This window comes from Patescibacteria group bacterium (assembly GCA_030583705.1).
Classification (GTDB): domain Bacteria; phylum Patescibacteriota; class Patescibacteriia; order Patescibacteriales; family Patescibacteriaceae; genus Patescibacterium.
In genome coordinates this window covers 694,461-720,488 of record CP129471.1, presented here as the reverse complement: position 1 = coordinate 720,488, position 26,028 = coordinate 694,461, and the positions used below count along the sequence as shown (strand labels likewise).

28 protein-coding genes, 1 tRNA gene and 1 other RNA gene are annotated in these 26,028 nt (G+C 37.2%); 26 read left to right on the top strand and 4 right to left on the bottom strand.

The features are described from left to right. The first annotated feature begins 25 nt into the window (after positions 1-25). From pgk to QY321_03455, 16 genes are all read left to right on the top strand, one after another. Positions 26-1,207 carry a phosphoglycerate kinase gene (pgk, locus tag QY321_03530; protein WKZ24662.1) on the top strand — a complete coding sequence of 394 codons (1,182 nt, stop codon included), beginning with the start codon at positions 26-28 and terminating at the stop codon, positions 1,205-1,207. A 15-nt stretch (positions 1,208-1,222) separates the two neighbouring features. Beyond that, complete coding sequence (locus QY321_03525; protein ID WKZ24661.1) at positions 1,223-2,737, top strand: hypothetical protein; 1,515 nt, start codon at positions 1,223-1,225, stop codon at positions 2,735-2,737. A 13-nt stretch (positions 2,738-2,750) separates the two neighbouring features. Beyond that, positions 2,751-4,385 (top strand): murein biosynthesis integral membrane protein MurJ, encoded by a 1,635-nt coding sequence (gene murJ / locus QY321_03520; protein ID WKZ24660.1) that lies wholly within the window; start codon positions 2,751-2,753, stop codon positions 4,383-4,385. 32 nt (positions 4,386-4,417) lie between these two features. Further along, positions 4,418-4,720 carry an RNHCP domain-containing protein gene (locus tag QY321_03515; protein WKZ24659.1) on the top strand — a complete coding sequence of 101 codons (303 nt, stop codon included), beginning with the start codon at positions 4,418-4,420 and terminating at the stop codon, positions 4,718-4,720. Positions 4,721-4,852: 132 nt separating this feature from the next. Next, positions 4,853-5,959 (top strand): prepilin-type N-terminal cleavage/methylation domain-containing protein, encoded by a 1,107-nt coding sequence (locus QY321_03510; GenBank protein ID WKZ24658.1) that lies wholly within the window; start codon positions 4,853-4,855, stop codon positions 5,957-5,959. 15 nt (positions 5,960-5,974) lie between these two features. Further along, the gene (locus QY321_03505) at positions 5,975-7,036 is read left to right on the top strand and encodes a prepilin-type N-terminal cleavage/methylation domain-containing protein (protein ID WKZ24657.1); all 1,062 of its coding nucleotides are present in this window, start codon (positions 5,975-5,977) and stop codon (positions 7,034-7,036) included. Between the two features lie 244 nt (positions 7,037-7,280). After that, positions 7,281-7,663, top strand: an RNA gene (gene rnpB, locus QY321_03500) — RNase P RNA component class A. A gap of 102 nt (positions 7,664-7,765) precedes the next feature. Beyond that, on the top strand, positions 7,766-9,181 hold the full coding sequence (locus QY321_03495) for a sugar transferase (protein ID WKZ24656.1): 1,416 nt from the start codon (positions 7,766-7,768) through the stop codon (positions 9,179-9,181). A 9-nt stretch (positions 9,182-9,190) separates the two neighbouring features. Then, entirely contained in the window at positions 9,191-10,312 is a 1,122-nt protein-coding gene (locus tag QY321_03490) for a glycosyltransferase (GenBank protein WKZ24655.1), read from the top strand. Further along, positions 10,296-11,474 (top strand): glycosyltransferase family 1 protein, encoded by a 1,179-nt coding sequence (locus QY321_03485; protein ID WKZ24654.1) that lies wholly within the window; start codon positions 10,296-10,298, stop codon positions 11,472-11,474. Before QY321_03490 ends, QY321_03485 begins: the two co-directional genes overlap by 17 nt. 102 nt (positions 11,475-11,576) lie before the next feature. Next, positions 11,577-12,812, top strand: a complete 1,236-nt coding sequence (locus tag QY321_03480) for a replication-associated recombination protein A (GenBank protein ID WKZ24653.1) — start codon at positions 11,577-11,579, stop codon at positions 12,810-12,812. A 168-nt stretch (positions 12,813-12,980) separates the two neighbouring features. Further along, entirely contained in the window at positions 12,981-13,484 is a 504-nt protein-coding gene (nrdR, locus tag QY321_03475) for a transcriptional regulator NrdR (protein ID WKZ24652.1), read from the top strand. 267 nt (positions 13,485-13,751) lie between these two features. Further along, entirely contained in the window at positions 13,752-13,964 is a 213-nt protein-coding gene (locus tag QY321_03470; GenBank protein WKZ24651.1) for a hypothetical protein, read from the top strand. 101 nt (positions 13,965-14,065) lie between these two features. Continuing rightward, complete coding sequence (locus QY321_03465) at positions 14,066-14,392, top strand: MGMT family protein (protein ID WKZ24650.1); 327 nt, start codon at positions 14,066-14,068, stop codon at positions 14,390-14,392. Positions 14,393-14,396: 4 nt separating this feature from the next. Beyond that, complete coding sequence (locus QY321_03460; GenBank protein WKZ24649.1) at positions 14,397-15,839, top strand: HD domain-containing protein; 1,443 nt, start codon at positions 14,397-14,399, stop codon at positions 15,837-15,839. Positions 15,840-15,895: 56 nt separating this feature from the next. Next, positions 15,896-16,594, top strand: a complete 699-nt coding sequence (locus tag QY321_03455; protein WKZ24648.1) for a peptidylprolyl isomerase — start codon at positions 15,896-15,898, stop codon at positions 16,592-16,594. A 93-nt stretch (positions 16,595-16,687) separates the two neighbouring features. Here the strand turns inward: QY321_03455 and QY321_03450 are convergent, their stop codons facing one another. Together QY321_03450 and QY321_03445 are read right to left on the bottom strand one after the other, a co-directional pair. Then, positions 16,688-17,578: a hypothetical protein gene (locus QY321_03450; GenBank protein WKZ24647.1), complete on the bottom strand. Its 891-nt coding sequence runs from the start codon at positions 17,576-17,578 to the stop codon at positions 16,688-16,690. After that, entirely contained in the window at positions 17,559-17,888 is a 330-nt protein-coding gene (locus tag QY321_03445; GenBank protein WKZ24646.1) for a hypothetical protein, read from the bottom strand. The genes QY321_03450 and QY321_03445 overlap by 20 nt, the downstream gene beginning before the upstream one ends. A gap of 407 nt (positions 17,889-18,295) precedes the next feature. Here QY321_03445 and QY321_03440 point away from each other — a divergent pair, with 407 nt between their 5' ends. After that, on the top strand, positions 18,296-19,081 hold the full coding sequence (locus QY321_03440) for a DUF4065 domain-containing protein (GenBank protein WKZ24645.1): 786 nt from the start codon (positions 18,296-18,298) through the stop codon (positions 19,079-19,081). After that, complete coding sequence (locus QY321_03435) at positions 19,068-19,409, top strand: hypothetical protein (protein ID WKZ24644.1); 342 nt, start codon at positions 19,068-19,070, stop codon at positions 19,407-19,409. The genes QY321_03440 and QY321_03435 overlap by 14 nt, the downstream gene beginning before the upstream one ends. A 55-nt stretch (positions 19,410-19,464) precedes the next feature. On the opposite strand, the gene QY321_03430 is transcribed toward QY321_03435, so the two are convergent. Next, positions 19,465-20,391 carry a hypothetical protein gene (locus QY321_03430; protein WKZ24643.1) on the bottom strand — a complete coding sequence of 309 codons (927 nt, stop codon included), beginning with the start codon at positions 20,389-20,391 and terminating at the stop codon, positions 19,465-19,467. A gap of 100 nt (positions 20,392-20,491) precedes the next feature. Between QY321_03430 and QY321_03425 the strand changes: the two genes are divergently transcribed. The 4 genes from QY321_03425 (at position 20,492) to alr (ending at position 23,140) form a co-directional block, all read left to right on the top strand. After that, positions 20,492-20,857, top strand: coding sequence for a winged helix-turn-helix domain-containing protein (locus QY321_03425; GenBank protein ID WKZ24642.1), 366 nt, complete (start codon positions 20,492-20,494; stop codon positions 20,855-20,857). Between the two features lie 70 nt (positions 20,858-20,927). Continuing rightward, positions 20,928-21,368, top strand: a complete 441-nt coding sequence (locus tag QY321_03420) for an SRPBCC domain-containing protein (GenBank protein ID WKZ24641.1) — start codon at positions 20,928-20,930, stop codon at positions 21,366-21,368. A 4-nt stretch (positions 21,369-21,372) separates the two neighbouring features. After that, positions 21,373-21,993: a class I SAM-dependent methyltransferase gene (locus tag QY321_03415; GenBank protein WKZ24640.1), complete on the top strand. Its 621-nt coding sequence runs from the start codon at positions 21,373-21,375 to the stop codon at positions 21,991-21,993. Between the two features lies 1 nt (position 21,994). Further along, positions 21,995-23,140 (top strand): alanine racemase, encoded by a 1,146-nt coding sequence (alr, locus tag QY321_03410; protein ID WKZ24639.1) that lies wholly within the window; start codon positions 21,995-21,997, stop codon positions 23,138-23,140. An 82-nt stretch (positions 23,141-23,222) separates the two neighbouring features. Here the strand turns inward: alr and QY321_03405 are convergent, their stop codons facing one another. Next, positions 23,223-23,756 (bottom strand): hypothetical protein, encoded by a 534-nt coding sequence (locus QY321_03405; GenBank protein WKZ24638.1) that lies wholly within the window; start codon positions 23,754-23,756, stop codon positions 23,223-23,225. 118 nt (positions 23,757-23,874) lie between these two features. On the opposite strand from QY321_03405, the gene QY321_03400 reads away from it, so the two are divergent. The 4 genes from QY321_03400 to QY321_03385 all read left to right on the top strand — a co-directional run bounded on the left by QY321_03400 (position 23,875) and on the right by QY321_03385 (position 26,021). Continuing rightward, positions 23,875-24,216: an MscL family protein gene (locus tag QY321_03400; GenBank protein WKZ24637.1), complete on the top strand. Its 342-nt coding sequence runs from the start codon at positions 23,875-23,877 to the stop codon at positions 24,214-24,216. A 55-nt stretch (positions 24,217-24,271) separates the two neighbouring features. Further along, positions 24,272-24,625 carry a phage holin family protein gene (locus QY321_03395; protein ID WKZ24636.1) on the top strand — a complete coding sequence of 118 codons (354 nt, stop codon included), beginning with the start codon at positions 24,272-24,274 and terminating at the stop codon, positions 24,623-24,625. Positions 24,626-24,672: 47 nt separating this feature from the next. Beyond that, positions 24,673-24,743, top strand: a tRNA-Pro gene (locus QY321_03390). Between the two features lie 57 nt (positions 24,744-24,800). Then, positions 24,801-26,021: a phosphodiester glycosidase family protein gene (locus tag QY321_03385; GenBank protein ID WKZ24635.1), complete on the top strand. Its 1,221-nt coding sequence runs from the start codon at positions 24,801-24,803 to the stop codon at positions 26,019-26,021. The last annotated feature ends 7 nt before the right edge of the window (positions 26,022-26,028 follow it).

Sequence of the window (26,028 nt, the reverse complement as noted above, 5' to 3'; positions counted from 1 at the left end):
ATTTATTCATTTTCTAAAAATTTTCATGAAAAAGACAAAAAAATTTTCCAGCCAGCCCTTTGAGCAAAGATTATCCCTTTTTGCTGGTAGTCGTTTAGTTTTGCGCCTTGACCTTAATGTACCAGTAGCTGGTGGACAGGTACTTGATGATTTTAAGCTGCGTATCGCCTTACCCACACTTCGTCTTTTAAGAAAATCTTCACCTTTGGTGGTTATTACCCACCTGGGACAACCGCCTAAAAATACTCCTCTCTCTTCGGTTAAATATTCTACCGCTCCTTTAGCTCGTTGGCTTAAACAAAAAATGGGAGGAAAGATTTTTTCGGCTGAGGGTAATTTTAGCGATTTACTTAGACAAGCTAAAGATCTTCAGGTTGGAGAAATAATGGTTATGCCCAATGTTAGGTTGCTAGCCGGAGAAACTGAAAATGATTCCAAGCTAGCAGCCCGCTTAGCGCGCTTAGGGGAAGTTTATATTAATGATGCTTTTGCCGTTTCACACCGAGCGCATGCTTCGGTTGAGGCTATAGCAGATTATTTACCTGTTTATCCCGGGCCTAGGCTTTTGGAAGAGTGTTTAAATCTAAATAATGTTATTAGTCCTAAAAAACCCTTGGTGGTTGTTTTGGGTGGAGCCAAGATAAGCACTAAATTACCTTTAATTAAATCTTTAGCTCCCAAAGCTGAAAAACTTCTGATCGGTGGAGGCATAGCTAATACTGAAATTTATTTTAAGGGTTATGAGATAGGGGGATCTTTGTATGATCACAGTGTTACTTTGCGCCAGACCGAGGTTTATGACAAAGTACTTTCTTTGCCGGTTGATCTAACTGTTTTATCTGGCAAAGTTAAATCAATTAAAAAAGTTGGTTTCTTAAACAAGCATGATGTTATTGTTGATATAGGTCCTAAAACAGCTGAGAATTATCGTAAAATTATTGCTAACGCCTCTACGGTTTTTTGGAATGGTCCTGTGGGTATTTTTGAAAAAAAATACGGACAAGAGGGTAGCAGGGTTATTGCCCGAGCCATGGTTGAAGCTTCGGCTAAAGGTTGTTTTACCTGTATTGGCGGGGGCGAAACTGTGGCGGCCGCCAGACGTTTGGCGGCGGTTAGTAAGGTTTCTTGGCTTTCTACTGGTGGTGGTGCTTCCGTGTCTTATATTGCTGGTGTTAAAATGCCGGGCTTGAAACGTTTAACAATTTAAGTTAGGCTGTTATTTATGAGTTTATTATCCAAAAGACCAAAGCCTTTGGCGTTAATTATTATAGAGGGGTGGGGCGTAGCTCCGGCCGGCAGCGGTAACGCTATTACTGAAGCTACACCTGCTTACTTTAATGAATTAATTGGTAAATTTCCGGCGACTGTGATTGAGGCGTCCGGTCTTTCTATTGGTTTATCCAAGGGTGATACTGGTTCCACTCGTCGAGGGTGTAGATTAATAGGTAGGGGAGCTATTGATGATTCAACCTTTAATGCAGCCACTAATGTTTTAAAGAAAAATAATAAAAATAAAGTATTATCCAAGATTATTTCTTCGGCTTCTTCCAAAAAACGTTTACACCTGATTAGTCTTTTGTCCACCTCTGAGGCTGAGTCTTCTTTAGAGCATCTTAAAAGTTTTATTGCTTTAATACCTAATGATGTTGAAATTTTAATTCATGGTATTTTGGATGGAAGAGATGCTCCGACGACGGCTGGTAAGGAAGCGGTGGCGCAGTTAGAGACTTATCTTAATAAAGATTCACGGATTAAATTAGCTACTTTATGCGGTCGTCTTTATGCGCTTGATCAGTTAGGGAATAAGGAGAGAGTTGCCAAGGCTTGGCGTTTACTAAGTTCGGGCGAAGGTAGTTTTTATCCTTCAGCCGAAGAAGCTTTGACTAAAAATTATAGCCAACAAATTTTTGATGAAGAGTTTCCACCAACCGTTTTGTTATCTGATGAAAATTCCTTGATTAAACAAGATGAGACGGTGGTTTTTTTAAATCATAAAGGTTTTTCACAAAGAAATTTGGGACTTTTAATGGAAAAGGAACACGGAGAAAATAATATTTTTTATTTAAGAGGTACTGATAAGAACCGTTCTATAGTAACTGAAATTAGTGAAGAAACTAGAGCTTGTCTCGGCACTGTCTTGGCTGAGGCTGGTTTAAAACAGATTAGGTTGGGTGATAGCGAGAGTTATTCGGTGGTTACCGAGTTTTTTGATGATGGGAGAACAGATTTTATAAGCGGTCTTGAGAGTTTACTTTTACCTTTAGACCAAGAAAATTTTATGAGTGATCCAGATAAAATAGCTAAGGCGGCAGTTGAGGCTATAGATATCGGAGCCTATGATTTTATGGCTATAGCTTTTTCTTCGGTAGACCGAGCGGCCCATAGCGGAGATATTGAAAAAACCAAGACAGAGATTTTGGCGGTTGATGAAGCTTTAAAGAAGATTATTCGCCATCTTTTAGATGCTGGTGGAGCTGCTTTAATTACTTCCAGTCACGGTATAGCCGAACGGACCGTTGATTTAACCGGCGGTAGATCGGCTCATACGGTTAATCCAGTGCCTTTTTTGATTATTGCCGAAGAATTTGAAGGTAGGCAGCTGTCTTTACCAGAACCTTTGGGAGGGGATTTGAGTATTTTGCAACCGACTGGTACCTTAATAGATATTGCCCCGACGATTTTAAGTATGTTGCGCTTGCCTGTGCCATCTAGTATGAACGGTAAAAGTTTTATTTAAAGTTTTTAAAATTATGATAGGTTTTGTAAAAAAAAGATTAGCCAATTTATTCGGCGCCGCGGAAACCGTAGCCGGTGCGGCGGTGGTGATTGCTTCTTTATCAGTAGTGAGTAGAGTTTTAGGAGTGGTTAGGGACAGAATTTTAGCCGGCTCTTTTGGTGCGGGAGAGACACTGGATATTTACTATGCAGCTTTTCGTTTACCTGACCTTATTTTTAATATTTTAGTTTTAGGCGCTTTGTCTGCCGGTTTTATTCCGGTTTTTTCCAAATTATTGGCTCATAAGCAAGACAAAGAAGCTTGGCGTTTATCTAACAATATTTTAAATACCATGTCGGTAGCGCTTTTATTTATTTGCGTTATCGGTGTTTGGTTGGCTCCTTGGATTACCAAGTTAGTGGCTCCGGGTTTTACCGGAGAAGCGGCTGACACAGTAACTTCCTTAACCAGGATTATGTTTATCTCGCCTTTCTTATTGGGTCTTTCCAGTATTGTGGGTAGTGTTTTACAATCTTATCGTCGGTTTTTTGCTTATTCTCTTTCTCCTATTTTTTATAATTTCGGTATTATCTTCGGAGCGCTTTATTTGGTTCCACAATATGGTATTAGCGGTTTAGCTTGGGGAGTGGCCATTGGTTCAGCAGCTCATGTTTTAGTTCAGCTCCCAACTTTCTATCGTTTGGGCTTTGCTTATCGGGCGATTATAGATTTTAAAGATAAGACCATGCGTTCGGTTTTTGCTTTAATGACACCGCGAGTTATGGCCTTGGCGGTTTCACAAATTAATTTAATTGTTATTACAGCCATTGCTTCCACTATGGTGTCAGGCTCTTTATCTGTTTTTAACTTGGCTAATAATTTACAATCTTTTCCGGTGGGAATATTTGGTATCTCTTTTGCGATCGCCGCTTTCCCGGCTTTATCTTCCACTGTTGGGACAAGTCGTTTTATTTATTATTTTGCCAAAACCCTTAGGCAGATAATGTTTTTCATTATTCCGGTAACAGTTATTATGTTGAGTTTAAGGGCCCAGTTGGTTCGTTTAATTTTAGGTTCTGGTGAGTTTGATTGGCAAGCTACTATCTTAACTATTGATACTCTGGCCTTTTTCTCAATCTCGCTTTTTGCTCAAGCGGCTTTGCCTTTAGTGGTAAGAGCCTTCTATGCCAGACAGGACGCCAAGACTCCTTTTTATACCGCTCTTTTTTCGGTACTGCTTAATATCTTTTTAGCCTGGTGGTTGGCGCCGTCTTTAGGTGTAGCCGGCTTAGCTTTGGCTTTCTCTTTAAGTGCCATAGTGCAATTCTTATTACTCTTTATTTTCTTAAGGCATAATTTGGGAGGCTTGGATGAAAAAAACATTATTATGGCAATTTTAAAATATTCAGTGGCTGCTTTGTTTGCCGCGGTAGCTATTCAAGCCATGAAGCTTTTGGTTTGGCCGATCGCTGACATGACTCGTTTTTGGGGAGTTTTGTTACAGGGTGGGGCGGCCGGAATTTTCGGCTTAGTTGTTTATTTAGGGGTTTGTTCTCTTTTACATGTTGAAGAAGCTTCGGAGCTTTGGAGCGCGGTTAAGCGTCGTCTTTTGTCCGGCAAGAAACCACGGACACCGGCGGATGGTCAGGGAGAGGCCAGGGGCATTTAAAAAATTAAGTTTAGCTTGGAAGGTATAAACTCATGTTAAAAAAATTCCAAAGAAAGATTGAAGACTTTACTTGTGAGCATTGCCAAGCTTTTGTTAAGGGTAATGGTTATACTAACCATTGTCCACACTGCTTATGGAGTAAGCATGTTGATATTAATCCCGGAGACAGGCAAGAGATTTGCCAAGGTTTAATGGAGCCGATTTTTTTGGAGAACAAGGGAGAAGACTGGATTATTGTTTATCGTTGTGTACAATGTGGTTTTAAGAGAAAGAATAAAAGAGCTAAAGAAGATAATCTTTCTAAGCTTTTAGAGTTAGGAAGCTTCATTGGTTAAAGATTATTTTTTATATTTTATAAGGCTTAATTTAAGCCTTATATTATATTAGCTCATAATATTAAGCTATAAGCATAATAATCAAAAAAACTGTGTTATAATGAAAACAATACTGTTATCTTCAATAACCCTATGATATATCGTCAAAATAAAAAAGCTTTTACTCTAATAGAACTCCTAGTAGTCATAGCTATCATAGGCGTATTATCCACTTTAGTTATAGTAGCTCTAGGTAATTCAAGATCTAGCGCTAGAGACGCTAAAAGATTAAATGATTTAAAAGCTATGGCTAATGCCCTGGAGCTATATTATGCTAATAATAATCAATACCCAGCATCTATTACTCCAGGACAACCTCTAGAAGCAGGTGGAATAGTCTACATGAGTAAAGTACCTAATAACCCAACTCCTTACACAGACGGTAATTGTCCAGATGAAGAATATAGATATCTTTCCAATTCACCTCAAAGCTATTCAGTTATCAGTTGCATAGGATCTAGTCAAGGCAACTTAATAGCAGGAGGAGTAAGTGTTACTAATAATTCAGGACTACAGTCTATCGGTGCGACTAATGGTCTTGTTCTTTACTTAGATGCTTCTAACCCAGCTTCTTATCCTGGTTTTGGTAATACTTGGTATGATTTGAGTGGAAGTAATAATCACGGCACCCTCATAGATGGACCAATATTTAATAGTGATAATGGAGGTAGTATTGTCTTTGACGGGGTGAATGATTATATAAACCTATCTAATCAAATTCAATTTGATAGAACAGATGCTTTTACACTATCATCATGGGTGTTAGTTAAATCTACTAATAGTCAGATTATAAATAATGAGAATGGTTCATACAGGGGGTATCAGTTTGCGATTTCTTCAAACGGTAATTTAACCTTCTTTTTCAGAAATACTGTTAATACTAATTTTATTGGCGTACGTGATGTTGATATATCTGAACTTAATAAATTTTTATTTGTGTCCGTTAGTTATGACGGTAGTTCAGATGCTAGCGGAGTTAAATTATATATTAATTCAATACTAAAAGATAATGTTGTTGTAGGAAATAATTTAACAGATACAACTATTTCAAATGAAACAACTTGGATGGGAAAAAGACGCCCAGCAACACAAGGTTCGCTTAACGGTAATATTTATCAAACCTCAATATACAATCGAGAACTTACCGCATCTGAAATTCTCCAAAATTACAATGCCACTAAAGACCGTTTTGTACTATAGATATATATGAAAAATATGACACTTAAAAATTTTACCATCCAAAAATCGGTGAAGCTGAGCGCAAAAGCCTTCACCCTCATAGAACTCCTTGTTGTAATTGCGATCATTGGCATATTAGCTACTTTAGTCATAGTATCGCTTGGTAATTCACGAGCTAAAGCAAGAGATTCTAAAAGACTGAATGATCTAAAGGCTATGGCTAATGCTTTGGAGTTATACTATGCTAATAATAATCAATATCCAGCATCTATTACTCCGGGACAACCCTTAGAAGCCAATGATATAATCTATATAAGTAAAGTACCTAATAACCCAACTCCAAGAACGGATGGAGATTGTCCAGATAGTGATTATTCATATGCAGTTAATGCAAGTGGAACATCATACGCTATGGGCTTTTGCTTGGGTTCAGATGTTGGTTCTGTTAAAGCTGGTATTAATACCGCTACTTCTCAGGGAGGAATAGGTAATTTTGGTTTGCGTGGCTGGTGGCAGTTTAATGAAGGGAGTGGGGAGGTGGCCTTGGATTCCAGTGGTAATGGTTATCATGGTACGTGGAACGGAACTTCTGTAAATAGATATGGAGAAGGAAAGGCGGGCACTTATGCGGCATATTTTAACGGCCTTGATGATTATGTTCAGCTTCCCAATATAGGTTCTATGACAAGCTTCACGATCATGGGTTGGATTAGAGGTGATGGAGATAGTTTAACAGGGGCAACTGGTTATAATAGTTTTACATCGGGGAGATTATTGTATACAGTTTCTGATAGCCTGAGTGGCGGAAGAAGAATGTTGGCTCAAGTTGGAGCTGGTAGTCATTTTTCCGATAGTTTAATGCCTAGAGGTCAATATCATCACATAGCTTATGTTTATGAAAACAGTTTATCTCAGTGGTATATAAATGGTGTAGCTAATACAACCAATGCCGGAGCTGTGGTTTTTCCAAGTTCTCCAAGAATCGGTAGTGATGGCTCTATACATTATAGGATGAACGGTTTAATTGATGATGTACGTATTTATAATAGGGTTTTATCTGCCGAAGAAATAGAGGCTATATATGAAATTAAGAATTAAGTTTTAAAAAACTTTTTCATAGAGCTTCCTACACTGCCCCTTGACTTTTTCTATTATATATGATATAATTAAATAATAGGGTAAATAGGGTTATTTTCTTTTGTTTTTTAAGCCTTTTTGTTGTTTATTCTTCTTTATTTTCTTCTTAAAAACACTATTTTTACAGTTTATTTTTCCAATTTTTTCATTGACTTTTTCTTAATTTTTGTCTATCCTATATTATACCCTTGTAATGAGATAAGCGCTTGGTAAGCAGACGGTCGCTTGGCCTGATTTAATAAAAACAGGTTAAGAGGAAAGTCCGGACTCCGGAAAAAGGGCAGTGGGTAACGCCCACCGGGAGTAATCCCAGGGAAAGTGCCACAGAGACAATACTATCTTGAAAAATTTTTTCAAGAGAAAGGTGAAAAGTTGATCGGTGTCGTTAAGACTACGATCTTCGTCTCCCGGTGACGGGATGACGTGGTAAACCCTGCCTGGAGCAAGAGCAAACCTTTTGAAAATTTCAAAAGAGGAACGTAGCTCGCTGGAATCCGTAAGTAATTGCGGATCAAGACAGATGGCCGTCCTCGCTGTTTAATCAAAAAAGCAGTGGGACAGAATCCGGCTTATCGCTTACCCGGCGATTATTTCTTTATAAGGTAAAAGTATTAAGATTAAGATAGAGATTAATGTTAAGACATAGATTAAAGATAAGAGATATAAGAAACAAGATATAAATACAAGTTTATGAAAAAACAAGATTTATTATTATCTGTTATTTTATTACCGGTTGATTTTTTAATGGTAGTGGCGGCCGGTTTGTCTGCCTACTATCTTCGTTTGTCGGACATTTCTACCGAACTTCGTCCAGTGATTGCTGATCTGGCTTTTTTTAATTATCTTCATATTGTTTTAATCATCGCCTTGGCTTGGTTGGTGATTTTTAGTTTTGCCGGACTTTATAATCTTCGTGAGATTGGTAGTCTTAAAAGTGAATTTCGTAAAGTGGTTCTCGGATGTTCTTTGGGATTCGTGGCGGTGGTTATTTTCATTTTCTTTAACCGTGAACTTTTTTCTTCTCGTTTTATCGTTTTAGCCGGTTGGTTGTTGGCTATTATTTATGTTAGCTTAGGTAGAGCTTTAATGACTTGGCTTCGTCGTTTTTTGCGAAGCCACGGATTCGGGCGTTACCGAGTGGTAATTATCGGGAATAGTCAAACAGCGGACAGATTGGTTAGACAATTTTCTGTTAAAAAGAATTTGGGCTTTACGGTAGTTAAACGTTATGATTGTTTTGGTAGTGAGGAAGCAACCGACTTCGAGGAATTTTTAAGGATTCAAGAAGTGGATGAAGTTATTCAGGCTGATCCCAATTTATCTAAAGCGGATTGGTTGAGACTTTTTGACTTTGCTGATGAGCATCATATTGTTTTTAAATACGCTGCCGATCTTTTAGAGGCTAAGTCTTTACGTATTCAAGTAGACGAACTTGAAGGTATCCCGATTGTTGAGGTTAAAAAAACTCCTTTAGATGGTTGGGGTAGAGTAGCTAAGCGTTTAATGGATATTATTGGTTCCTTCTTTTTAATTATTCTGGTTTCTCCGATTATGTTACTGGTCGCCTTAGCCATTAAGCTTGATTCACGCGGTCCGGTCTTCTTTTCCGAGTTGGATGATGGTTCTCCTTTATATAGAGTCGGACAGGGAGAAAAGAAATTCCGTTATCTTAAGTTTCGTTCCATGTTGGTTAAAACCAATAGTTTGCGTTATACTGAGTTGGCTGATAGAAACTTGCGTAAAGACGGACCAATGGTTAAAATTAAAGATGACCCCAGGGTAACCAGAGTCGGGCGTTTTATTCGTCGTTTTAGTTTGGATGAATTACCAGAATTATTCTTGGTCTTTGTGGGTTCAATGAGCTTGGTTGGCCCACGTCCGCATTTACCCGAAGAAGTTGCTAAATACGAAGGCAGACATAAAAAAGTTTTAACCATTAAGCCTGGTATTACCGGTTTAACGCAAGTTTCCGGTCGTAGTGATTTGTCTTTTGAGGAAGAAGTTCGTTTAGATGTTTATTATATTGAAAACTGGTCTATTCTTTCTGACCTCTTTATTTTGTTAAAAACACCTTGGGCAGTAATACGTCCGAGACAGACCGAATAATTTTAATTTATGAAAATTGCTTTGATTCATGATCATCTAGCCCAAGACGGAGGCGCCGAAAAGGTTTTACAAGTTCTTTGCGAGATGTTTCCTGAGGCCTCTATATATACTTTGCTTTATGAGCCAAATAATGTAGCTAAGCATTATAAGGATAAGAAAATTCATACCTCGGTTATTCAACGTCTACCTGGAGGAGTTAAACATTATCAGTGGTACATGCCCTTTATGCCCATGGCGGTAGAATTTTTTAATTTAAATAAATACGACTTGGTTATCTCGGATGCTAGTGCTTTTGCCAAAGGGGTAATTACCAGTACTAAAACTTTCCATCTTTGCTATTGTCATACCCCAACCAGGTATCTTTGGGATTACAGTCATCAATATATTGAAGAACTTAGGTATAATAAATATTTTAAAAAAATCATTTCTTTGGTCTTAAACTATATTCGTCTTTGGGACAGGCAAGCCGCTGAGCGAGTGGATTATTATTTGGCCAACTCCCTAACCGTTCAAAAAAGAATCTCTAAGTATTATAAGCGCAAGAGTCAGGTTATTTATCCGCCGGTGGAGCTGGAACGTTTCTCGGTGGCGGATAAGCCTGGAGATTATTTTTTAATTGGCGGACGACTGGCGCCTTATAAGAGAGTGGATATTGTTATTAAAGCCTTTTTAGGCTCAACTAAGCGTTTAAAGATTTTCGGTAGCGGTGTTGATGAAGGACGGCTTAAGGCTTTGGCCCAAGGAGCTGATAATATAGAATTTTTAGGTAGAGTGGACGAGGCAACCAAGGCCGAGCTTTATAAGAACTGTTTGGCTTTTATTAATCCACAAGAAGAAGATTTTGGTATTACGGTGGTTGAAGCTATGGCTTGTGGCCGGCCGGTTATTGCCTATCGTCGCGGTGGGGCGACTGAAACAGTTACTGAGAACCTAAGTGGTCTCTTTTTTGATGAACAAAGTCCGGAGGCACTTGGCAGTATTTTGGATAAATTTGACACTCTCGTCTTTAATCCTCAAGTTATTAGACAAGAAGCTGAGAAATTCTCAGCCGAGAGATTTAAAAAAGAAATTAAAGAGGTTATTGATAGAGAGTATCCGAAATTTTGCCAAGACAATGAATATTCTGCTTGATCTTCGTCCTCTGACGGATAAATATTACAGTGGTGTGGCCGAATTCAACCTTCAGTTGGTTCGGCATTTATTGATACTTGACCAAGCAAATAATTACCAGGGGTTGTATACTTCTTTTCATGATCTATCTCACCATTTACCAAGTTTTTCTCAGCCGCTTAAGATTACTCGCCTGCCTTGGCCTAATAAGGTTTTAAACGGTTTGTGGTGGGTTTTTAATCGTCCGTTCTTGGATAAGCTCTTGCCGCTTTATGATAGACAATCGCCTGTTTCTTTTGATCTTCTATATTTACCGCACTTTAATTTTTCCGCTTCTTCAAAATCTTTACCTAAGGTTATAACTGTCCATGATGTTTCCTTTCTGCGTTTTAGTGAATTTTTCAATTTTAAGAAAAATCTTTGGCATAAGTTTTTAAGGGTTAAGAAGATTTTAATGTCTTGTCAAAAAGTGGTGGCGGTTTCTGAACAGACTAGGCTTGATTTACTTGAACTTTGCGGTTTGCCTCCGGAAAAGGTTGTTACTGTTTATTCTGGGGTGGATGAAACTTATCATCCAATGGACAAAGAAGATAAAAAAATTGTAGCTGTGCGTGAGCGCTATGGGCTTAAAGCGCCCTTTATCTTATCCCTCGGTACCCTAGAGCCAAGAAAAAATCTTTTATGTCTAATTGCGGCTTTTGAGCAGATAAAGAAGAGAGGAGTTTTCTCTAACGGACAACTGGTTTTAGCTGGTGGACGTGGTTGGAAATGGCGACCGATTATTAAGGCGGCTCAAGCTTCACCTTATCATAAGGACATTGTTTTTTTAGATTATGTTGACCGAGCAGATAAACCGGCACTTTATAACGCGGCTCAACTTTTTGTTTATCCTTCTTTTTATGAAGGCTTTGGCTTTCCACCACTTGAAGCTATGGCTTGTGGTTTGCCGACCATAGCTTCGGCTGTTTCTTCTTTGCCTGAGATTCTTGGACAAGCCGCGATTCTTATTAATCCGGATAATTCTTCCGAGCTGGCTGAGGCAATTAGCTTGGTCTTAACTGACGATGATCTTAAAAACGATTTATCCCAAAAGGGAATTAAACAGGCTGCTTTATTTACTTGGCAAAAAACCGCTGAAGCTTATCTGGAAATTTTTAAAGAAGTGGTTGAAGATAATAAATAATAATAAATAGTTCATGCAATAAATATTTTATGCAATAAATAGGCTATGATAAAAAATAGAGAGGAATTAATAAATATAAATAAAGTTTAATTAAATAATAATATGTCCGAAAAAGATTACAAGATAAATAATAACGCCCCTTTAGCGGATCGTCTGCGTCCGGTAGAGTTTGAAGATTTTTTTGGACAAGATGAGTTAATTAAAGATAATTCTTTATTGCGTCGGGCTTTAGTGGCCGAACAGTTACCTTCACTTATCTTTTGGGGTCCACCGGGTTCTGGGAAGACTACCCTAGCTTTGCTTTTAGCTTCTAAAATTAAGGCGGATTTTATTCGTTTCTCGGCCGTTACAGAAGGAGTAGCTGATCTACGTCGGGCATTGGGCAGAGCCAGAGAGAATAAGTTATTGGAACAAAGAACAATTCTTTTTATTGACGAAATTCATCGTTGGAATAAGGCGCAACAAGATGCCCTATTACCACATTTAGAAGGTGGGGACATTATTTTAATCGGGGCTACTACCGAGAACCCAAGTTTTGAGTTAAGAAGTGCTTTACTCTCTCGTTGTCGGGTGATTGTTTTAAAGACCCTGTCCCAAGAGGCTTTGCGGGAGATCATTAAAAGAGCTCTTACGGACAAGGAAAGAGGTTTGGGAGAAAATAAGGTTTCAATGGAAGATGAAGCCTTGGAGCTTTTAATTAATTTAAGTCAAGGCGATGCTCGGGCGGCCTTAAATATTTTGGAAGCTTCCGCTCTTTTAGATAAAAAGATAACCACAGAAATTATTAAGACCGCTGCCCAGAAGTCTCATCTACTTTATAATAAGGCTGGAGAAGAACACTATAACGCTATTTCGGCTCTGCATAAATCACTTAGAGGCTCGGACGAGAACGCGGCTTTGTATTGGTTAGCTAGAATGCTTGAAGCCGGAGAAGATCCACTTTATGTAGCTAGGCGCTTAGTACGTTTTGCTTCAGAAGATGTGGGATTAGCTAATTCTCGCGCTCTTGAACAAGCAGTGGCCGCCTATCGGGGATGTGCTTTTATTGGAATGCCGGAGTGTTCGGTTATTTTAGCTCAACTGGTTGTTTATTTGGCTCGTTGTAAAAAATCCAATGCTCTTTATATGGGTTACCAAGCCGCAGCTAAAGATGCTGAAGCCACCTCTAATTACGGGGTACCTCTCCATCTTCGTAACGCCTCAACTGATTTAATGAAAGACTTGGGTTATGGTGATGGTTATAAATACAGCCCGAATCATAACTACCAAGAAGAACAAACCTATTGGCCAAAAGAACTAGGCAAGGGCAAAAAATATATTAAAAAAGAGGAGGGATAGTTTCTGGCTTTCTTCATATTTTTTCTCTTGACAAAACTTTTCATTGTGCTAAACTGTAATCAACAACCACTAGATGTTGTGTCTTCCAAATACGTGTTTAAAATTTTATTCAACAACCAAAACACTCTTAAGCGAGCCTAACGGCCCGTCCGGGGTGTTTTTTGTATTATGAAATGTCCGGTTTGTTATTTTCAAGACACTAAAGTGGTTGATTCCCGAGCTGCAACAGATGGTTTATCCATTCGTCGCCGACGAGAGTGCCTAAAATGCGGTTTTCGTTTTTCCACTTATGAAGAAATGGAAATTTTGGATGTAACTATTGTTAAACGTAACGGTCATAAAGAGAATTATAGCCGGGAAAAGCTTATTAAAGGTATTAAAAGAGCCCTAGAGAAGCGACCGATTGTTGAAGAAAAATTTAAGCGTCTGATACACCTGATTGAACGGGATTTACAGATTTTGCGTAAAAACGAAATCCTGTCCGATCAAGTGGGCCAGATTGTTATGAAGCAACTTAAGAAAATTGATCAGGTGGCCTACATTCGTTTTGCTTCCGTTTACCAGTCCTTTAAGGATGTACAGAGCTTTAAACGGGAACTTAACAAGCTGATAGCTAAGAAAGTTAAAGCTGTCGGTAAGGCGAAGAAAGAAAAAGAGAAAAAAGAAAAGTAGAAGAAAAATGTAGTAAATAACAAAAAAAGAAAGATAATAGCGATGAGTTCCTAAATATACCCCTTGCTTGTCGGCCGAAAGATAAAATAGTTCTTTAAAGGCTGACGTAGAAGCCGCTTTGGTAAAAGCCCCGGCGGCTTTTATATTACCTTCCATGGTGTCCCATGGGGCTCTTGTCTAAGGTTGCATCCTTTAGGGCGATGTTGTACTCTTATAATATATCCCTTAGTCTTAATTATCCCTTTAATTTATCTTAAAATAACCTATATGGACGAAGAACTAAAGAATCTTTTGGAAAGAAATACTATCCTCCTTGAGGAAACCCATGAAACTGTTAAGAAAATTAGCCGTTATATTAGATGGGCTAAGATTTTTGCGGTAGTAAAACTAGTGGTTATTCTTATTCCTTTAATTGCTGCTGCGCTTTATCTGCCTTCTTTTTTTGAGCAAATTAGAGCCATTTACGGTGGTTTTTTGTAGGGTCTTTTATAACTAAGTAAGTTATAACTTAAGGGAGTTAAAGGAAGTTATAGGTTATTAAAAGATTATTTTTTACTCTTGTTTTGAATTGTTTGTTTTATATGCCCAAGTCTTCTTTACCAAAAATCTTTCCAAGCTTTACTTTAGCTGTCTGGAAGATGGCCACTAAAATTCCTCGCGGGAGGGTTATGACTTATGCTTCTTTAGCTAAAGCCTTAAATAAACCCAAAGCCGCCAGAGCGGTGGGTAATGCTCTTAACAAGAACCCTTATTGGCCTAAGGTGCCTTGTCATCGGGTGGTTTGTTCGGATGGACGAGTGGGAGGTTTTGCCGATGGTAGCGGTCGTAAGGTTAAGCTTTTAGAAAAAGAAGGTGTTAGAATAGAAAAGGGTTTTATTATCCCCCTAAAGAATTTTCTTTATCGTTAATTATATGGTTGAAAAAATCCCTCCTTATGTTGTTGATATTATGAGCCGGCTTGAACAAGCCGGTTTTGAAGCTTACGCGGTTGGGGGTTGTGTGAGAGATCTTTGTCGTGGTCTTGATCCTTCAGACTGGGATATTACCACTAACGCTCGTCCGGAGAAGATGTTGGATATTTTACCGGAAGCTAAAAATGAGAACCGTTTTGGTACTGTTCTTGTCCCTATTAGAAATGAAGACGGACAAGCCTATGATGTAGTGGAAGTTACCACCTACCGCAGCGAGCAAGGCTATTCGGATCATCGTCGCCCGGATGAAATAAAGTTTGAGGATAAATTGGAAGCTGATTTAAGCCGACGTGATTTCACCATTAACGCACTAGCTCTACCTTTAAAGGGTGAGATGGTTGACCTTTTTGGTGGACAAAAAGATTTATCCAAAAAGATTATTCGGGCTATTGGAGAGCCTGAAGATCGTTTTAAAGAAGATGCTTTACGGATGCTGCGAGCAGTGCGTTTTTTTTGCCAGGCAGATTTTGTTATTGAACCCAAAACCGAACGAGGGATTATTAAGTTGGCTGGTAGTCTTAAGTTTGTGGCCAAAGAAAGAGTACGCGATGAGTTAATAGGTCTTTTATCTTCCGAGCGACCAGCCGAGGGTCTTAGAAAGCTTTATGAGCTTAATCTTTTACAATATATTATTCCAGAACTGCAAGAAGGTGTGGGTATGGCACAAAATCATCATCATCGCCTAAACGTTTTTGATCACAATCTTTCGGCTCTTAAATATTGCCCCAGTTTAGAGTGGCAAGTTAGACTAGCCGCCTTATTTCATGATATTGGCAAACCACGAACTAAAAAGATAATTAATAATTCCGCCACTTTTTATAATCATGAAATGGTTGGTGCAAAAATGGTAGCTAAAATTATGAAACGTTTACGTTTTTCCACGAAAGATAGTGAAAGGGTGGTTAATCTGGTTAGACACCATATGTTTTATTACAATGTCGGAGAAGTAACAGCCGCCTCGGTTCGTCGTTTAATTCGTAAGGTGGGGGAGGAAAATCTTTCCGATTTAATTGATCTGCGAGTAGCAGATAGGCTTGGCTCTGGCGTACCAAAAGCCATGCCTTACAAACTCAGACATTTGCGTTATATGATGGATAAGGTAAGGCATGACCCCACCTCAGTTAAAATGTTAAAAATTAATGGAGAAGGGGTAATGGAAATATTAAAGACCGAGCCAGGACCAAAGATTGGAGCAATTTTAGATGTTTTGTTAGCTGAGGTGATTGAAAATCCGGAGTTAAATACCGAAGATTATCTTAGTCGTCGTTGTCTTGAACTTAATCAGTATGATCTGGCGGAATTACGACAAAGAGCTAAGGAAGTGATTGAAGAAAAAAGAGAAGAAGAAGACCGGGAGATAAAAAAAGAGCATAGGGTTGCCTAAAGTTGTAAGTTTGTTTAAAATATAAAAGATTATTATTAATTTTTAACCATATAAATATGAAGATAAGAGAAAATAAAAAAGCTTGGCTTTTGTCAAGTACCTTGGTTCTAGCGGTTTTTATACTAGCCGGTTGCGGCACTAAACAAAAAACTTATTCTTTTAACGAAAGCGGTACGCAGGAAGCTTTACCGTCTTTAGTTGAAGAAACTAATGAAATTAATCAACAAAATATGAATGTACCCAATGAGATAAATTTGGCTTTGGCCGAACAATATAGTGGAGTGGTTATAGTAACCAACCTCGGAGAAATTGAAGTGGAGTTTTATGAAGAAAATCCAGTAACAGCCGCGAACTTTTTAACTTTGGCGCAAGGCGGTTTTTATGACAACACTATTTTTCACCGAGTGATTAAAAATTTTATGATCCAAGGAGGAGATCCAAATTCTAAGAATGCGGATAGAGCTACTCATGGTATGGGTGGCCCTGGCTATAGTTTTGCTGATGAGATTAATAATCGTCCTTTGGTTAAAGGTTCTTTGGCTATGGCTAATTCAGGACCAAGTACCAATGGTTCACAGTTCTTTATCGTTACTGCCGAGTCAACTCCTTGGTTGGATGGTAAGCATACTAATTTTGGAGAAGTAGTCTCTGGTATGGAAGTAGTGGATAAAATAGAGGCTTTGCCAACAGATGAAAGAGATAATCCTGTCCAAAGTGTTAAGATAGAGAGAGTAGAGCTTAAGGAGAAAAAGTAGTAGATAAAACGATCTTATTTAAAACACCCCCTCCTCTTAAAGAGGAAGGGGTGTTGTTTTTTTAGTTTAATCTAATAAAGCTAACTTTATAGTTTATTGATTATTAAGAGCTTGTTTAAGTTCTTCGCGAGCTTCTTGGACGGCTTGTTTGAAGTTTTCAATAGCCCGGTCAACAGATTCCTTTCTTTTTTCACGAGCTTGTGTTAATACTTCTTGTTTAGTATTTAAGGCTTCTTGGCTTTTCATAAATTCTTCACGAGCCACTTTCATATCTTCTCTAAACTCTCTCATTAAACTCTCTCTATCTACTTCATCCGTACAGTTATTTTTAACTTTTAAAAAGGCTGCTTCTTGAGCACTTTTAAAAGCATTAATCGCTGAATCCATGGCAGTTTGGCGTGCTTGCGAAGCGGCAATAATTTCTGCATGAAAAACTTCCACCGCTTTATCAAGAGCTGTCTGTCTTGTAATTACAGCTTCTTCAACTGAGGCTTTAAAAGCCGCGACCGCTGCTTTTTGTTGATCAGTGGAGGCTCTTTTCATTAAAGCGATGTAATGTTCTTGTCTTCGTTCTTGACGCTCATCTCTTTTTTGGGCAACTAAGGACAATCTCTCATCTAAGCGAGTTTGAATCTTTGAGTTTATTTCTTCATGTTTTTTAGCTACTCTTGCTTCATTATTTGATACTCTCTTTTCAAACGAAGAAAATCTTTCTTCCAAAGTAGAGCAAAAAGATTGCGCATTGGTACGTGTATTGATAGTGGCATTGTCTTGTCTCACAGTTTCGGATGGCCTTGTTTCTCGTGCTTCGTTAGCTCTTACGGGAGTTGTTCTTGATGTTTCAACATTCTTAACGCCCTGAACAGTTGATGGTGAAATACTGTTTCTTTGCGCCGATAAAGAGAAGGGGATAAGGACAGAAAAAACAATCAGTAACGAAACCGAACGGCTAATTGTTTTGTTATTAAAAATCATTTTCATCATATGATTGGTTGATATCGTTAATTAGTTGACTGTCATTAAAGATTAAGTCGGCATCTGATGACGATTCAGAGAAGAAGACCTCATCATCTGAGGCTTCAATAAGGATTGACTCTGTGGCATCATCAACATCACCGGAAACAGGCACATTATCTTCTTCAAAAGAATATGCTGTATCAGAAGGTTCTTCCAAAAAAGCTGGGCGCTGATCACTAACAATCTCTTCTTCTTGGCTATATTTAACAATAAGAAAAGAAGCGATTATTAAAAGTGCTATTAAAACTGGCACCCATATTCTCCAATTTATTTGCATAAAATAAGATTAAGTAATTAGAAACAGGGTCGACCACCCTTGTTATTGAAAATCTTTTAGGTTTTAAATCTCTTAAAGTAAAGGAATCTATAAAGGTATATATAATAAGCTCTCTACTTAAAGGTATCTTATATAATATTATAGCAAATAAGGGCTAAGGAGTCAAAGAGAGGTGATTATTTTAAAAAGAATTATAGCTTATTGTTTTTGTTTCTAAGTAAAAGTAGTATTAGTTGATTTAATGCATTTTAAACCCAAGTAGGGTTTATGTATAGTTTTCTTTACATTGCTATTGACAAATAAATTTACATAATATATTATGAAAACATAAGTTATTGGTATTAATTTAGTATTATGTCTCTTAAGTGAGGTTAATATTATATTTTCTATATAAATATCTATATAATATGTTTGGAAAATTTATACAACAACAACGCACTAAGCAGAATATGACTCAGGAGTATTTAGCCTCAGTGCTTAGTATGTCTCGTCCCACTTATATGCAAATTGAACGAGGGGAACGAGAGCTGACTATTTCCGAAGCAAAAAAGCTGGCGGCTCTTTTTGATATGTCATTGCAAAATCTTTTGGAACAATGTGCTCCAAAACAACCGGTGGTACATTTGGAAAAAGAATTAGATAAAGAGAGGTTAAAAAAACCGGATATACGAATAGATGTTCCACAAAAAAATGTTAAAAAATTTACCGAAGTATTACTTTATATACTAGAACGTGTTGGTGCGCGAGCGAATATTGGTGAAACTGTTTTATATAAGTTACTTTATTTTATTGACTTTGATTACTACGAAAAATATGAAGAACAACTTATGGGAGCTACCTATACCCGTAATACCTATGGTCCGACACCCTTGGAGTTTAAAGCTATAACAGAGAGAATGATTAAAAAAGGTGAGATAGAGAAAGTTAAAAGTTCATATTTTACCTATGAACAAAAGAAGTATTTACCTCGTCGTAAGGCGGACCTTTCGGTTTTGTCGGCACAAGAATTAGAGCATATTGATGAAGAGCTTAATCGTTTGGCACATATGAGTGCCAATGAGATTAGTGATTATTCTCACGAGGACATGCCATGGAAGGCGGCCAAAGAGAACGGTAATCAATTAGAGTATGAAATGGTATTTTATCGTGACCATAAACATTCTGTAAGAAGTTATGACGATGATCCGCTTTAATCAGACAGTTAAATTCCAAAATGATTTCAAGAAACTAAGAAAAAAATATCAAACACTTTTGGAAGATTTTAAGCGCCTGCAATTGGCGCTTAGTGTTTGTGCGATACCAACAGATAAACATACTGCCTTTCTTACTGAGAATGAAGAGTGCAGGATAATCAAAATCAGATTGGCTTGTAGGGCCTTACGCAAAAGCTCTTTGCGGGTTATTTATGCCTATTTCGAAGAAGATCAACGTATTGATTTTATTGAACTATACTTTAAGGGGGACAAAGAAAATGAGGATAAAGAGAGGATAAAAGAGTATTTAAGAAATAAAGAAAAATAAAAAACCCGTTTGATTTAACGGGTTTCTGATCTTTCATTATTATTCATCTTTAACCTTATTTTTTAACCTTATCCTTATATAGATGGTTTATTTTTGCCAGACCAGCTAAGAAGCTGAGTTGTTGGAACCTGGTGTCTATATTATGCGGATATAAATTTATGCCTATATTATAGTCTAGCCAAGCTATTCCATGATTCCTTGTCGAAAGGCTACAGGCATTGCCGGGAACTCTTAACATTAAGTGTTCTTCAGAGTTAAATAATTCAAATCCATAACTAGGTGTGATTTCTCGTAAATATACAAAGCCTTCAACCTTGCCCATGGCATTAACAACCTTTTGGTCATCTTCGGCAGTCATTTTTTTTGTGAAATCTCTTAGACTATTACTGATCCAAGCATATATTCTACAATTACATATACCGATAGAATCTGTATAATCAAAAGCCATATTTTGCTTTCTTCTAGTTTTCGGTTTCCAATATTTCTCTCCCTCATTATCACAAGAACTTTGAATTAATGCTTTATTCAGTGAATTTATCACCGGATAAAGGCTCAACATGAAGTCATTTATATTGTAGTCTGTGTGAATGAATTCTTTACCAGTTTTTCTACAAGTATAACAAGCAAAGTGAGAATCTTTATCAATCTTTGTACCCTCGCATTTTGGACAAGTTTGATCGCCCTGTACTATCATTGGTTGTATTTGATGTTTATAAATAAATTCATGTTCATTTTCTTTATGCCAAATGAATGAATTTTTATAACCAAATGATTTATTTGGTACTGCAAAATCCATGAAGATGGATTTGTCTCCACCATGTTCTTTAAAAAAATATTCATTAAACCTGGTTTCCGCTAGGAGCAGCTCTTTTAATGGTTCAATAACCCATTTTTCCAAGGAAAGGTAGAGAGTAAGAGAGTTTGCCTCAAAAGTTAAATCATAACAACGAGGCATTGTAGTATTTTTTCTTCTATTTTTCATGTGCTGATTTTTTTACTAATATAATCATATTGCGCTAATTAAGTCAACGTATTTCACACTATCTCCAAGTTATGATATACTAGTTATATAATATTATTTTATGACATATTTTCTTATCATACTCATAATTGCCATTTTGGCGTTAATTATCTTTTTAGTTGTTAGGCGGCCTTTTTCTGGGGCAGAGAATAAGACCATAGATACAGATAAGGCTGTAGATAAAGGAAAAACCAGTCCAGATGCTCCCGCCTTTTTTTTGAAGCAGTCTATAGTTAAAGAGCAGAATAAGTCTAAAATACTAGTTTTACTTGAAACTAGTCCGGAATTAACCAATTCTGATATTCGTAAAGCCCTTGGAGTTTCTTCAGCCACTGTTGTTCGTTATATGGATGAGTTGGAAGCTGATGGTAAGGTTACTCAGATAGGTTCAACTGGGGTTTCATCTAAATATCGTCGTGTTGATTAAACACCTCAATAGGTTGAGGTGTTTATTTTATTTATAAGAATAAACTAATTTAATAATTAATTTTAATATTATGATAACTCTTAACTATAAAATTGTAATTAAAGCTCCTAAGCAAAAAGTTTGGGACGTTATGCTCTCGGATGAGACTTATCGGGCATGGACAGAGGCTTTTTCACTAGGCTCTTATTTTAAAGGTAATTGGGAACAAGGTAGTGAGATAGAGTTTCTCGCTCCCGGACCTGATGGGAAAGAGGGTGGTATGTATTCTAGGATTGCTGAAAACCGGCCCTATGATTTTGTCTCAATTGAACACTTGGGAGAGATTAACGATGGTCTTAAAAAACCTTGGACTTTGGGAGAGAATATTTTTGAAAACTATACTTTCGTAGATCATAATGGAGAAACTGAATTATTAATTGAGATGATTGGCATACCAAATGAATACCAAGACAGTTTTGAAGACATGTGGCCAAAGGCCCTTGAAAAACTTAAAGAGATTGTTGAAGGATAGGTTTATGGAAAATAATCATTATGAACAAACAATAGAAACCTATCGTAATAATTTTGATAAATATTTACAAAAAACAGTTTCTGAGCCAGGTGGAGAACCCAAGGCTTGGATGGATAATTTTCTTAATCAACTTACCTTAGGGTCTAAGATTTTGGAAATCGGTTCGGCTTCAGGTCGGGATGCTAGGTATTTTGTTAAAAAGGGTTATAGTGTCGTTTGTACCGATATAATTCCTCAGGCTCTCGAAAGATTATCCAAAGAAGGTTTTTCGACTTTTGAATTTGATTTTAGAGATGAGCCAAGACAAGACTGGATTAATAATTTTGATGGCTTCTTTGCTAATGGCGTTTTATTGCACGCTTCTTTAGAAGTCTTTAAGAAAATGATTAACAATATATCGGTTATTTTAAAGGATCAGGGTTTTGCGGCTCTTTCTCTTAAAGCTGGGGAAGGTGAAGAAATAACAACGGAAAAAATGGATGATCCAAGATACTTCTATTATTACAACGAAGAGTTACTAAAAGATATCTTTAAAAATTCTATGTTTGAGATTATTGATATGCGACGCGGTAGGGATGAAAAATGGCTTTATTTAATTATAAAGAATAAAAAGCTAAAAACTTAATATGAAACCAAAAGAGGCTATGGGTCTAAGGACTTGGATTGAGATAGACAGACAAGCTCTAAAAAATAATTATAATTCTTTTAGGCGTCTTCTTAAGCCGACTTGTTTGTTAATGGCTGTAGTTAAGTCTAATGCGTATGGACATGGTCTTTTGGACTTTGCCAATTTGGTAGTTAAGTTGGGAGCAGACTGGCTGGGTGTTGATTCGGCAATTGAGGCGGAGAGTTTAAGGAAGGCTGGTTTTAAGTCTTCTATTTTGGTTTTGGGGTATACCTTGCCTGAAAAAATTCCTTCAGCTGCCCAAAATCGAATAGCTATAACCATTGCAGATTTTTCTGCGCTTAAAGCTATTAAATCTCTTAAGAGTTTAGCTAGACCGTTAAGAATTCATCTTAAGATAGATACTGGTATGCATAGACAAGGTTTTTTAGTTGAAGAAGTTCCGGCTTTGATCACTTATCTTAAAAAATATAATCTACCGGTTATTATTGAAGGTCTTTATACACACTTTTCTTCAGCTAAAGATCCGTCTAGTTTAAGAGAAACCAAGAGACAGATTAAAGAGTTTAAGAAAGTAATTTTGCTTTTTGAAGAAGCTGGTTTTAATATACCTCTTAAACATGCTGCGGCCACCGGTGGTACTATGATTTTTCCGGAAAGTCATTTTAATATGGTCCGGGTCGGTATCGGTTTATATGGTCTTTGGCCGTCTCAAGAAACCCAAAAATCTTTGTCTAAAAAGATAAAATTAAAACCGGTTTTATCATGGAAGAGTGTAGTGGCACAAATTAAAGATTTACCCAAGGGTGGACGAACTGGCTATGATTTAACTGAAAAATTATCTCCAGGCTCTAAAATAGCGGTTTTACCAGTTGGTTACTGGCATGGTCTACCAAGAGCATTATCTTCGGTTGGGAGGGTGTTAATTAATGGACAAGAGGCTAAGATCGTTGGCCGGGTTTCCATGTCCATGATTTGTTTTGATATTACCAAAATAAAGAATGTTAGTGTGGGAGATCAGGTGGTTTTAATAGGAAAAAGTGGTCGTCTGTCAATTTCAGCCCAGGATCTGGCCGATCTAAACAAAACAATTAACTACGAAATAGTTACCAGACTTAACCCTTTAATTAAAAGAGTTGTTGTCTAGGGGGTTTATATAAAAAGATGGTTCTCTTATTGAGCTAAAAATAAAAAGCGGAACTAAACTATTCCGCTTTGATTTAAATTCTCTACTCTATTAAAACACTCCTTTTATCTGAAAAAATACTGTTTTTACAGGTTATAGGAGAAACAAATAAATCAGTAATGACGATTTTTATTTTAAAATATTTATCGTCATTTTTTTCTATATACAAAGGACATCCAAAAACCCTGATTGCTTCATATGATCTTCTTTCGGGGCAGTACATGTATTTAAACTCATACTCGATCTGTTCAATCAGCTTATGATTTCCATATATATGATAGCTAATTTTTTGCCCCTCTTCAGTGGATAATTCCACTTTAAAGGGATTTCGGTAACCATCCATTGGGGCATGTTCCCAGATGATTTCTTTATCGCGTTGGTTATAAAAATTAAGAGTTCCTTTATTGCGTGGATCTCTTAGCCCATTTTCTAAAGAACTAAAAAAGGATTCTTGATCTTCTTTATGGTTATAAATGTAACCATAAACAGTAATGTCTCGAAGTCCTTTTTTAAAAACTTCTTCTTGTACTTCTCCGCCTATATTCGGTGGATAAATAGAGCTTTGTGCTTGTATCACCTCTTTCTCCTTTTTGATTTTTGTTATCTTAATTCAAGCAGTTTGAAATTATTTTGTCAACCTGGGTTAGGCGTTTGTTTTGCTTGTTTTCTCTCTGATTTTATGGTAAACTGTTTATATGTTTGAACAAGTTAAGAAAATAAGTAAAACTGGTAAAAGCTTTTCTCAGGGCTTGATTGAGTTCATGAGAAAGTATTCGGTTTTAGGATTGGCTATTGGAGTAATTACAGCTCAAGCCTCCAAAGATTTAGTGGACTCCTTTGTTAAGGGTGTTTTTACACCGGCTATTAAGTTTTTCCTACCAGATGTTTTTGATGATCTTCGTTATACAATTAACGGTACGGTTTTTGATATCGGCATAATTCTTAGTGCGGCCCTAACCTTTATTATTGTCATGGTGTTCTTATATTTTGTCATTAAGTTTATTATCCGTAATGACGAACTGCTTAACAAGAAATAGGGGAGAGGTTTTGTTTAATCTTTATTTATCTTTAATTAATAGTTAATTTAAAAATATGAATATTCTTATTAAGTGGCTAATTGCCACGGTTGGTATTATGCTAATTGGTTATTTTTTACCGACAGTTACCGTTAGCGGTCTTTGGGCGGCTCTTTGGGCGGCTCTATTCTTAGGCTTGGTCAACGCGGTCTTGCGTCCAATCTTGGTACTTTTAACTTTGCCGATAAATATTTTAACTCTGGGTCTTTTTACTTTTGTTATCAACGCCTTGTTAATTATGTTGGTTTCTTCGGTTGTCCAAGGTTTTACGGTTGAAGGTTTTTGGACTGCGGTTTTGTTTAGTATTATTTTGTCTGTTTTCAGCTATGCTCTAAATACCTTGTTTAAGGGAGCCAAGGAAAAAAGCTAAGAGATAAATAAAAATCTTAGTTTAAGGGTTGTTAAAACAATCCTTGCCGGGATGTAGTATACCGGTAGTACGCACGCTTCGGGTGCGTGTAGACCGAGTTCAATTCTCGGCATCCCGACAATAAACGACATGGGATATTCTAAAATTTCAATTATTGTATTAAAATAAAAATTGTATGAATTATAAATTTTATATATTATCAATCTTTATCTTCTCGGCTGTTTTTATTTTTATTAGACCAGCAGGGGCTCAGACCATAACAGATCGTTTAGCTGGACGAATTGTTTTAAGTGTGGAACAAAACGGTGAAGCTTGGTATGTTAACCCAACAGAAAAGCGTCGTTATTTCTTGGGTCGTCCCCATGACGCTTTTGCTATTATGAGAGAGCTTGGCTTAGGTATTAATGAAGCTAACTTTAACCGTTTGTCTTCAGTTAATGATCCTGAAGTAAAAGATCTTGATTTAGCTCGTTCTTTAGCTGGACGCATAGTGCTGCAGGTGGAGAAAAACGGTGAAGCTTGGTATATTAATCCAGTTAATTTGCGTAAATATTTTCTTGGTCGTCCCCATGACGCTTTTGCTATTATGAGAGAACTTGGTTTAGGTATTACGGTTAGAGATTTATCTACCGTTAGACGGGCCGGTACAAATGTTAATAGTCCTTATCATTCTTATGAAAGAAAAACTGTTCAGACTGAAACCTACGGCTCTTTCTTAACTGATGTTATTACTATTGATCTAAGTAATCCAAAATTAAAAATTCATACCTTAACTGCTTCGGCGGCTAATTGTCAGTCTAGTTGTCCGGCTCGTTCTTTGGCGCATTATTATGAAGAAGGCTTTGGTTTTGCCGCCATGAACGGCACTTATTTTGACACTTCAGCCTCCAAAAGAAATTATTATTTTTTCCCGGTTTATAATTCCTTAAAAAGGGTTTTCATTAATGAAGATCAGTTAAAATATTGGACCACCGGACCAATCATGGCTTTTGATACCAATAATCGTTTCTATTACTTTAAAGACAGCAGGGAATTTAAGTCAGTAGCGGATTTTGAGCTTAATTACGGAGTTACTTTGCAGGCGGCTTTTGGTAACAAGCCACGTATGATTGAGAATGGTCTTAATTATTTAATAGACTGGGAAGTTAATGAGTCGCAAAGAACGGTTAAATCAACCAGGCACGCTGTTGGGTATGCTAATAACAAGCTTTACCTAATCGTAGCCCATCGTTCCACCGTACCTGAGGTGGCACAAGTTAGCCAAGCCTTGGGTATGGAATATGCCATTAATATGGACGGTGGAGGATCTACCGCTCTAATGTACAATGATCGTTATCTTCTGGGTCCGGGACGAGCTATCCCTAATGCCTTGGTCTTTAGTGAACATGCTCAGTAGTATAGTA

What these genes read in the sequence shown, in the direction of transcription:
- pgk (WKZ24662.1), top strand. Translation starts at nt 26, where the DNA reads ATGAAAAAGACAAAAAAATTTTCCAGCCAGCCCTTTGAGCAAAGATTA.
- QY321_03525 (WKZ24661.1), top strand. Translation starts at nt 1,223, where the DNA reads ATGAGTTTATTATCCAAAAGACCAAAGCCTTTGGCGTTAATTATTATA.
- murJ (WKZ24660.1), top strand. Translation starts at nt 2,751, where the DNA reads ATGATAGGTTTTGTAAAAAAAAGATTAGCCAATTTATTCGGCGCCGCG.
- QY321_03515 (WKZ24659.1), top strand. Translation starts at nt 4,418, where the DNA reads ATGTTAAAAAAATTCCAAAGAAAGATTGAAGACTTTACTTGTGAGCAT.
- QY321_03510 (WKZ24658.1), top strand. Translation starts at nt 4,853, where the DNA reads ATGATATATCGTCAAAATAAAAAAGCTTTTACTCTAATAGAACTCCTA.
- QY321_03505 (WKZ24657.1), top strand. Translation starts at nt 5,975, where the DNA reads ATGACACTTAAAAATTTTACCATCCAAAAATCGGTGAAGCTGAGCGCA.
- QY321_03495 (WKZ24656.1), top strand. Translation starts at nt 7,766, where the DNA reads ATGAAAAAACAAGATTTATTATTATCTGTTATTTTATTACCGGTTGAT.
- QY321_03490 (WKZ24655.1), top strand. Translation starts at nt 9,191, where the DNA reads ATGAAAATTGCTTTGATTCATGATCATCTAGCCCAAGACGGAGGCGCC.
- QY321_03485 (WKZ24654.1), top strand. Translation starts at nt 10,296, where the DNA reads ATGAATATTCTGCTTGATCTTCGTCCTCTGACGGATAAATATTACAGT.
- QY321_03480 (WKZ24653.1), top strand. Translation starts at nt 11,577, where the DNA reads ATGTCCGAAAAAGATTACAAGATAAATAATAACGCCCCTTTAGCGGAT.
- nrdR (WKZ24652.1), top strand. Translation starts at nt 12,981, where the DNA reads ATGAAATGTCCGGTTTGTTATTTTCAAGACACTAAAGTGGTTGATTCC.
- QY321_03470 (WKZ24651.1), top strand. Translation starts at nt 13,752, where the DNA reads ATGGACGAAGAACTAAAGAATCTTTTGGAAAGAAATACTATCCTCCTT.
- QY321_03465 (WKZ24650.1), top strand. Translation starts at nt 14,066, where the DNA reads ATGCCCAAGTCTTCTTTACCAAAAATCTTTCCAAGCTTTACTTTAGCT.
- QY321_03460 (WKZ24649.1), top strand. Translation starts at nt 14,397, where the DNA reads ATGGTTGAAAAAATCCCTCCTTATGTTGTTGATATTATGAGCCGGCTT.
- QY321_03455 (WKZ24648.1), top strand. Translation starts at nt 15,896, where the DNA reads ATGAAGATAAGAGAAAATAAAAAAGCTTGGCTTTTGTCAAGTACCTTG.
- QY321_03450 (WKZ24647.1), bottom strand. Translation starts at nt 17,578, where the DNA reads ATGATGAAAATGATTTTTAATAACAAAACAATTAGCCGTTCGGTTTCG.
- QY321_03445 (WKZ24646.1), bottom strand. Translation starts at nt 17,888, where the DNA reads ATGCAAATAAATTGGAGAATATGGGTGCCAGTTTTAATAGCACTTTTA.
- QY321_03440 (WKZ24645.1), top strand. Translation starts at nt 18,296, where the DNA reads ATGTTTGGAAAATTTATACAACAACAACGCACTAAGCAGAATATGACT.
- QY321_03435 (WKZ24644.1), top strand. Translation starts at nt 19,068, where the DNA reads ATGATCCGCTTTAATCAGACAGTTAAATTCCAAAATGATTTCAAGAAA.
- QY321_03430 (WKZ24643.1), bottom strand. Translation starts at nt 20,391, where the DNA reads ATGAAAAATAGAAGAAAAAATACTACAATGCCTCGTTGTTATGATTTA.
- QY321_03425 (WKZ24642.1), top strand. Translation starts at nt 20,492, where the DNA reads ATGACATATTTTCTTATCATACTCATAATTGCCATTTTGGCGTTAATT.
- QY321_03420 (WKZ24641.1), top strand. Translation starts at nt 20,928, where the DNA reads ATGATAACTCTTAACTATAAAATTGTAATTAAAGCTCCTAAGCAAAAA.
- QY321_03415 (WKZ24640.1), top strand. Translation starts at nt 21,373, where the DNA reads ATGGAAAATAATCATTATGAACAAACAATAGAAACCTATCGTAATAAT.
- alr (WKZ24639.1), top strand. Translation starts at nt 21,995, where the DNA reads ATGAAACCAAAAGAGGCTATGGGTCTAAGGACTTGGATTGAGATAGAC.
- QY321_03400 (WKZ24637.1), top strand. Translation starts at nt 23,875, where the DNA reads ATGTTTGAACAAGTTAAGAAAATAAGTAAAACTGGTAAAAGCTTTTCT.
- QY321_03395 (WKZ24636.1), top strand. Translation starts at nt 24,272, where the DNA reads ATGAATATTCTTATTAAGTGGCTAATTGCCACGGTTGGTATTATGCTA.
- QY321_03385 (WKZ24635.1), top strand. Translation starts at nt 24,801, where the DNA reads ATGAATTATAAATTTTATATATTATCAATCTTTATCTTCTCGGCTGTT.